A 7476-nucleotide genomic window follows, 5' to 3' on the forward strand; every position below is an offset into this window, starting at 1 on the left:
CACTTTGTGCACCTGCCTACGTGTGCTTGCCGCTGCGCCAGATCGAGAACAGGATCCATACCCCGCAGAATCCTGCGCCGATGAAACCGCACACGCCCAGCGCCAGCAGCCAACGGCTGGAAACGCCTCCTACGCTGTGCATCACGATCGAGGAGCCGATGATCAAGGCTGCCGTGACGATCCCCATCACCAAGCGGTTCGCGGCGCGATTGACCTGGTCGCCGAAGCCCTGCAGCGCGTTCGTCTCCACCTTCAGCTGCAGCCGGCCACGGCGCGCCGCCTGCACCAGCTTGCGCAGGTCCCGTGGCAAATCACCGGCGAAGTCGATCATGCCGAGCAGGCTGCGTCGGCCACGCTTGAACAGCGCCCGCGGCGCATAGCGCTGCAGTACCACCCGCTCCAGGAAGGGACGCGCGGCGCTGGCCATGTCGAAATCCGGGTCGAGCTGGCGACCCATGCCCTCCAGCGTCAGGAAGGCCTTGATCATCAGCGCCAGGTCTGCCGGCAGGGTCAGGTTGTAGCTGCGCAGCAGCTGGGTGATGTCGCCCAGCATCAGGCCGATGCGCAGGTCCTTCAGCGGCACGCCGCGGTACTGGTCGACGAACACGCTGATGTCATGCTGCAACCGGTTCTCGTCCACCTCCACGCCGCCGGCCCAGTCCAGCAACACATCGGCCACGCCCTGCGGGTCCTGTTCCACCAGACCGTGCAGCAGCTGCGCGACCTGGAAGCGACGCACCTCCGACAACGCGCCGACCATGCCGAAATCGATCACGCCGATGCGGCCGTCGCGCAGGTAGATGATGTTGCCCGGGTGCGGATCGGCGTGGAAACTGCCGTCCTCCAGCACCATCTTCAATACGATGTCGGCGCCACGGCGGGCCAGTTCACGGCGGTCGATGCCGGCCGCATCGACACCGGCCAGATCACGTCCGGCAATGCCGTCGACGAAATCCTGGACATTCAGGCTTTCGCAGGTCCATTGCCAGTGCACCGCCGGAATCAGGATGTCGTCACGGCCCTCGAAGTTGCGCGCGATGCGCTCGGCGTTGCGGCACTCCGCGGCGAAATCCAGCTCGCGGCGCAGCGACACGGTGAACTGCTGCACCACCTCGGCGGGCCGGTAGCGGCGCAGATCCGGCAGCCGTGCCTCAACGATCTCGGCCAGCCGTGCCAGCAGGCGCAGATCGGCTTCAACCACGTCACGGATACCAGGGCGACGCACCTTCAGCACCACTTCGCGGCCATCACGCAACCGCGCCCGATGGGCCTGTGCCAAAGAAGCTGCGGCCATCGGGGTTTCATCAAGGAAGGCGAACACCTGCGACGGCGGTGCACCGAGATCGGCCTCGAGCTGTTCGCGGATCTTCTCGTAGGGCAATGCGGGGACCGCGTTCTGCAACTCGGAGAGTTCGGCGATCCAGTCCGGCGGCAGCAGGTCGACGCGGGTGGCGAGCACCTGGCCCAGCTTCACGAACGTCGGCCCGAGATCCTGCAGGGCGCTGCGCACGCGCACCGGCGCGGTCATCCGCAGCATCTCCTGCCGCTCCTCGTTCCAGTGCAGCAGGCGGCCAGCACGTTCCAGTACCGTGGCCAGGCCGATGCGCCGCACCACGTCGCCGAAGCCGTAGCGGATCAGGACGGCGGCAATTTCCTGCAGCCTGCCAAGGTCACGGACGGTGCCCAGCGTCTCCCACATCGTTGCCTACTCCGGTTGATTGCCAGAGCAGCATGTCACAGCTGGGCGTCGATGCCGTGCAATGCCGCCGCTACGGTCTGCCGGCGGATGGCTTCACGGTCACCATCGAACTGGAACAGTTCGGCCCGGGCATAGCCGCCACGGCGCTTCCAGCCGATCCAGACACTGCCGACCGGCTTGTCCGGGCTGCCACCGCCCGGCCCTGCGATGCCGGTCACCGCCACCGCGATGCCGGCACCGGAATTGACCAGCGCCCCGGACACCATCTCCAGCACGGTTTCGCGGCTGACCGCACCGAACTGCTCCAGCGTCTGCGCGCGCACGCCGAGCAGGCGCTGCTTGGCTTCGTAGCTGTAGACCACCATGCCGCAGTCGAAGAACGCCGAGGAACCGGCGATGTCGGTCATGCACTTGGCGATCCAGCCGCCGCTGCAGCTTTCAGCAGTCACCAGCTGCAGCGAAGCCTGTTGCAGGCGCTGGCCCAGCGCAGCGGCTTGGGCATTGAGTTCGGCGTCGGTCGGGAAGGCCATCGGGGTAGCTGAAAAGTGAAGAACCTGCACGTTGTACCGCAGATCGCAGGGTGGTGTCGCGGCCGCAGGACATGCCGGCCAACGGCCGGCACTGCCTCACCATTCGGGCAGCTTCTCCGGCAGCAGGGCCCGGATCGGCTCGCCATCGGCGCTGGCCGCCAGCTTCTCGGCCTCGGCGATGGGAAGATCGACCTGCAACAGCCAGCCTTCTTCGTCAGCCTCTTCACTGCGCACCACTTCCAATTGGTGCAGGCGAGCGCGAAGGCGGCCGGCACTGGGTGGCAGGCGCAACTCGCCGGTGACGTGCTGCAGACCCAACCGCTTGCCGAGCACGGCCTGCAACAGCTCGATGCCCTGCCCGTCGCGTGCGGAAATCCACACCCGCTCACGCCGCGATTCATCCGGCACACCGTCCTGGCCGTCGTGGCGCACGTCGGCACCCTCGATGCGGTCGATCTTGTTGAACACCAGCAACTGCGGAAGGTCGCCGGCACCGACGGCGGTCAGTACTTCGTCGACCTGGGCGATGCGCTCCTCGCGGTGCGGATCGGCGGCATCGACAAGGTGCAGCAGGAAATCCGCTTCCCGCGCTTCAGACAGCGTCGAGCGGAAGGCCGCCACCAGGTCATGCGGCAGGTCGCGTACGAAACCAACCGTATCGGCCAGCACGACGTTGCCACCGGGCACGGCGATCCGGCGTACGGTCGGATCCAGGGTGGCGAACAACTGGTCGGCCGCATAGGCCTCGGCGCCGGTCATCGCATTGAACAACGTCGATTTGCCGGCATTGGTGTAGCCGACCAAGGCCACGCGCGGCAGTTCGCTGCGCACACGCGCGCGACGCATCTGGGTGCGCTGTACTTCGACTTTTTCCAGCCGCTTCTGCAACTGTTCAACCCGCTTCTGCAACAGGCGCCGATCGGTTTCCAGCTGGGTTTCACCCGGGCCGCGCAGGCCGATCGAACCACCACGCTGGCGCTCCAGATGGGTCCAGCCGCGCACCAGCCGTGTCGACATATGGCGCAGCTGGGCCAGCTCGACCTGCAGCTTGCCTTCATGGCTGCGCGCACGCTGGGCAAAGATGTCCAGGATCAGACCGGTACGGTCGATCACCCGGCGCTCGAGGAAACGCTCCAGATTGCGTTCCTGGCCCGGGCTCAACGCGTGGTTGACCAGGATCAGGTCTGCGCCGGTCGCTTCGGCGGCGGCCTTGATCTCATCCAGCTTGCCGCTGCCGATCAGGGTCGACGGGTTGGGGCGATCCAGCCGCGCGGTGATGGTCACCGCGATGCTGGCCCCGGCCGAGCGGGCCAGATCACCGAATTCTTCCAGCACATCGTCTTCCAGCTTGCCGAAATGCGGCTGGATCAACAGGGCGTGTTCGCCCTTTTTCGAGCGGTCAAACATTCACCGCTCCACCATCATTCGTCTGCTTCATCACCCGCCTGACCATCCTCACCTGATTGCACGTACCCACCACCCGGGCCGACCTTGACGTTGCGCGCCGGCACCACGGTGGAAATGGCGTGCTTGTAGACCATCTGGCTGACGGTGTTGCGCAGCAGGACCACGAACTGATCGAACGATTCAATCGTGCCCTGCAGCTTGATGCCGTTGACCAGGTACACCGAAACCGGCACGCGCTCGCGCCGCAGTGCATTCAAGAAAGGATCCTGCAGCGATTGCCCCTTGGACATTGCACACTCCTGATTATTGTTCTTATTGGTAGCCGGCGGTTGCCGCGGCCCCCGAGCCGCTTGCCGGCCCATGATGGTACACGGCCAGCGTCGGTTCAGCGTGCAACGAAGGTCGACACCGCGGCTGCCAGGCGCTCCCCATCCATATGGGGGTCGAACCAGCGCGCATCAAGCTCGTCGCGCAGCCAGGTAAGCTGGCGCTTGGCCAGTTGCCGGGTAGCGAAAATGGACTTGTCCCGGAAGCGGGCCGCGTCCCCGTCCCCGTCCAGGTACTCCCAGGCCTGGCGATACCCCACCGCGCGGACGGCGGGCAGGTCCAGCGGTGCGGCCACCGCCCGCATTTCCGGCAATGCACGCAGGGCGCGCACTTCGTCGAGGAAGCCCTGCGCGAGCATGGCGTCAAAGCGGGCCCCGATGCGCTGGTGCAGGACGGCGCGGTCGCGCGGCGCCAGAATCAGCTTCAACGTGCGCACCGGCAATGGGGCCACCCCGGGGCGGCGCTGCCATTCACTGATCGGCGTGCCGGTCAGCCGGTAGACCTCCAGCGCCCGCTGGATGCGTTGCGGGTCGGTGGCATGGATGCGCGCTGCGGCGGCGGGATCAACGGCGGCCAGTTCGGCGTGCAGCGCAGCCCAGCCTCGATCGGCGGCCTCGGTGCTCAGCACGGCACGCATCGCCGGGTCGGCCTCCGGCATCGGCGACAGACCCTGCAACAGCGCGCGGAAGTACAGCCCCGTGCCGCCGGCCAGGATCGGAGTCTTGCCACGGGCGACGATGTCGGCCACCACGCGGGCGGCGTCGGCAGCGAACTCGGCCGCCGAATAGGTCTGCCAGGGATCACGCAGGTCCAGCAGGTGGTGCGGTGCCTGCGCGCGCTCGGCAGCATCCGGCTTGGCCGAACCGATATCCAGTCCGCGATAGACCAGCGCCGAATCAACGCTGACGATTTCACCGTCCAGCTGCTGCGCCAGCGCGATCGCGGTGGCGGTCTTGCCGCTGGCGGTCGGCCCCATCACGGCGATCGCCAGCGGCCGCTGATCCACTGCCATCAGTCTTCGTCCGGCCAGCGGAGGGTCGGCTTGGCGTCCACCCGCACGGCAGGTACCGCCTCGACCGCCTGCCAGACCTTCAATGCATCGACCGTCGCTGCCACATCGTGCACGCGCACGATACGGGCGCCGCGCTGCACGGCGATCAGGTGTGCGGCCACCGACGCAGCGACACGCTCTGCCGGCGACTGGCGACCGGTCAGCTCGCCCAGGCTGCGCTTGCGCGACAGCCCGGCCAGCATCGGCACGCCCAGTTCAAGGAAACGCTCCGAACGGGCCAGCAGCGTCATGTTGTGGGCAGTGGTCTTGCCGAAGCCGAAGCCGAGGTCGATCACCAGATTCTTCTTGGCGATACCGGCCATCTCCGCGGCGAACAGCCGCTGCACCAGGAATCCATGAACCTCGGCGACCACATCGTCGTACTGCGGGTCTGCCTGCATGTGACCGGGTTCGCCCTGCATGTGCATCAGAACCACCGGCACGCCTGCGTCGGCGGCCGCCTGCAGCGCACCGTCCTGGCGCAGGCCGAAGATGTCGTTGATCATCCCGGCGCCTGCGGCAACTGCGGCACGCATCACCTCCGGCTTGAAGGTATCGATGCTGATCGGCACCGTCGTGCGCGTTGCCAGCTGCTCGATGACCGGCACGACGCGACGCAGTTCCTCGTCGATCGACACCGGCGCCGCGCCTGGACGGGTCGATTCGCCGCCGATGTCGAGCAGGTCGGCGCCCTCCTCCACCAGCTTCAGGCCATGCGCGACCGCCGCTTCGGTGGTGTCATGGGCACCACCATCGGAGAACGAATCCGGGGTGACGTTGACGATACCCATGACCCGGGCACGGTCCAGGCGCAGGATGCGGCCGGCGCAATCGAGCTGGGGCGAGATGTCGAACATGGCAGATCCTGCGGGCAACGAAGGTTAGTTTAAGGTGGCAGGGCTGCGCCCTGCACCCGCAGAGGCGGTAGTGNCGGCCGCTGGCCGGCAACCTCAACAGCAAAAGCAGCCGCAGCATTCCGTGGGATGGCGGGGTGGGTCCGGTTGCGGGGGACGCCGTAAACCCGTCCATGAAGTGACCCCCTGGAGTTGGACACCTGATCCGACCCCGAGGGTTACATGAATAGATATGAGGTTTGTTTCAAATTGCAGGTCGCCAAAGAGGCCTGCAAGACCTCCACATCGGTCAAGGCGGTTGCCCGCCGCCATGGCCTGGAGTTCTCCACGGTCAGGCGGTGGGCAGCGACCTACCGGTTGCATGGTCGGCAGGGGTTTGACCGCAAACCCCGATCCTATGATCTCCAGTTCAAGCTGGAGGTGCTTGAAAAGATGGGCCAGGAGGGCATGTCCGCGCGCGAGGCCACCACGCACTTCCAGATCGGAGATGCCGGCGCGGTGGGGCGATGGCAACGGTTGTATGCTCGCGCTGGCGCTCAAGCGCTGGCACCACCTCCACCACCGCCACCAAGACCGATGAAAAAGACCCGCTCGTCCAAGCCCGCCGAGGACATGAGCCGCGATGAGCTCCTCAAGGAAGTGGCCTATCTGCGTGCGGAGACCGCCTACCTAAAAAAGCTCGATGCCTTGATCCAGGAAGAGCAGGCGGCGCAGCGCGCAAAGCGCAAGCCGTCCAAGGATTGAGGCAGGCCCATGCGCTGCCGCCTTTGCTCGAGGCGGCCGAACTGTCACGCAGTACGTTCTATTACCAGGTGAACGCCTTGGCCCATCCCGATGAGGGCGAGGAGCAACTGCGTGGGCGTATCCGCGCGATTTACGATGAGAACCAAGGGCGCTACGGCTACCGTCGCATAACGCTGGAACTGGCCAATCAGGGCGAGGCCATCAACCACAAGCGGGTGCAGCGGCTGATGGCCGAGCTGGGCCTGCAATCGCGGGTACGCATCAAGCGCTACCGCGCCTTCAAGGGAGCGGCCAATGTCGTGGTCTCCAACGATCTGGGCCGCCAGTTTGAGGCCCAGACGCCCAACCAGAAGTGGGTGACCGACGTAACCGAGTTCAAGGTGCAGGGCATGAAGCTCTATCTTTCGCCGATCATGGATCTCTACAACGGCGAAATCGTGGCGTACCAGATGAAGCGCCGACCGGTGTTCGACCTGGTGGGGGAGATGCTGGACCAAGCGATCAAGAAGCTATCGCCCGAAGATCGACCGATGATCCACTCCGACCAGGGCTGGCATTACCAGCACGAAAACTACCGCCACAAGCTCGCCAAGCACTCGCTGAAGCAGAGCATGTCCCGGCGTGGCAACTGCCTGGACAACGCGGCCATGGAGAGCTTTTTCGGGACACTGAAGTCGGAATTCTTCTACCTGAACACCTTTGACAGCATCGAAAGTCTGGAAGCCGGACTGGTGGAGTACATCCGGTACTACAACGAAGACCGTATCCGACTGAAACTAAAGGGCCTGAGCCCGGTAAAGTACCGGGAACAGGTCGCGCTGGCTGCCTGACCCCCCAACTGTCCAACTTTAAGGGGTCACTTCA

The 7476-nt window shown here is 65.6% G+C and carries 7 protein-coding genes; 1 reads left to right on the plus strand and 6 read right to left on the minus strand.

What is annotated here, in order from left to right; translation table 11 throughout:
- Window positions 1-16: 16 nt before the first annotated feature.
- From ubiB to folP, 6 genes are all read right to left on the minus strand, one after another.
- A complete protein-coding gene (ubiB, locus tag TEP_RS11860; RefSeq protein WP_132825411.1) occupies window positions 17-1699 on the minus strand; it encodes a 2-polyprenylphenol 6-hydroxylase in 1683 nt (560 codons plus the stop codon).
- A 35-nt stretch (window positions 1700-1734) separates the two neighbouring features.
- Window positions 1735-2229: a CinA family protein gene (locus TEP_RS11865; protein WP_093820053.1), complete on the minus strand. Its 495-nt coding sequence runs from the start codon at window positions 2227-2229 to the stop codon at window positions 1735-1737.
- A 96-nt stretch (window positions 2230-2325) separates the two neighbouring features.
- The gene (gene hflX, locus TEP_RS11870) at window positions 2326-3636 is read right to left on the minus strand and encodes a ribosome rescue GTPase HflX (protein WP_025878917.1); all 1311 of its coding nucleotides are present in this window, start codon (window positions 3634-3636) and stop codon (window positions 2326-2328) included.
- A 14-nt stretch (window positions 3637-3650) separates the two neighbouring features.
- Window positions 3651-3926, minus strand: a complete 276-nt coding sequence (gene hfq / locus TEP_RS11875; protein WP_025878916.1) for an RNA chaperone Hfq — start codon at window positions 3924-3926, stop codon at window positions 3651-3653.
- A 95-nt stretch (window positions 3927-4021) separates the two neighbouring features.
- A complete protein-coding gene (miaA, locus tag TEP_RS11880; protein WP_132825412.1) occupies window positions 4022-4975 on the minus strand; it encodes a tRNA (adenosine(37)-N6)-dimethylallyltransferase MiaA in 954 nt (317 codons plus the stop codon).
- Complete coding sequence (gene folP, locus TEP_RS11885; protein WP_132825413.1) at window positions 4975-5871, minus strand: dihydropteroate synthase; 897 nt, start codon at window positions 5869-5871, stop codon at window positions 4975-4977. Before folP ends, miaA begins: the two co-directional genes overlap by 1 nt.
- Before the next feature lie 219 nt (window positions 5872-6090).
- On the opposite strand from folP, the gene TEP_RS11890 reads away from it, so the two are divergent.
- Window positions 6091-7442, plus strand: a protein-coding gene (locus TEP_RS11890; RefSeq protein WP_132825414.1) for an IS3 family transposase whose coding sequence is annotated in 2 segments (ribosomal slippage) — window positions 6091-6547 and window positions 6547-7442 — 1353 coding nt in all. Because the reading frame shifts where the segments join, the coding sequence is not laid out codon by codon here.
- Window positions 7443-7476: the final 34 nt, after the last annotated feature.

Source organism: Stenotrophomonas sp. TEPEL, from assembly GCF_004348785.1.
In the GTDB taxonomy this organism is placed as follows: domain Bacteria; phylum Pseudomonadota; class Gammaproteobacteria; order Xanthomonadales; family Xanthomonadaceae; genus Stenotrophomonas; species Stenotrophomonas indicatrix.

What these genes read in the sequence shown, in the direction of transcription:
- folP (WP_132825413.1), bottom strand. Translation starts at nt 5,871, where the DNA reads ATGTTCGACATCTCGCCCCAGCTCGATTGCGCCGGCCGCATCCTGCGC.
- hfq (WP_025878916.1), bottom strand. Translation starts at nt 3,926, where the DNA reads ATGTCCAAGGGGCAATCGCTGCAGGATCCTTTCTTGAATGCACTGCGG.
- ubiB (WP_132825411.1), bottom strand. Translation starts at nt 1,699, where the DNA reads ATGTGGGAGACGCTGGGCACCGTCCGTGACCTTGGCAGGCTGCAGGAA.
- TEP_RS11865 (WP_093820053.1), bottom strand. Translation starts at nt 2,229, where the DNA reads ATGGCCTTCCCGACCGACGCCGAACTCAATGCCCAAGCCGCTGCGCTG.
- miaA (WP_132825412.1), bottom strand. Translation starts at nt 4,975, where the DNA reads ATGGCAGTGGATCAGCGGCCGCTGGCGATCGCCGTGATGGGGCCGACC.
- hflX (WP_025878917.1), bottom strand. Translation starts at nt 3,636, where the DNA reads ATGTTTGACCGCTCGAAAAAGGGCGAACACGCCCTGTTGATCCAGCCG.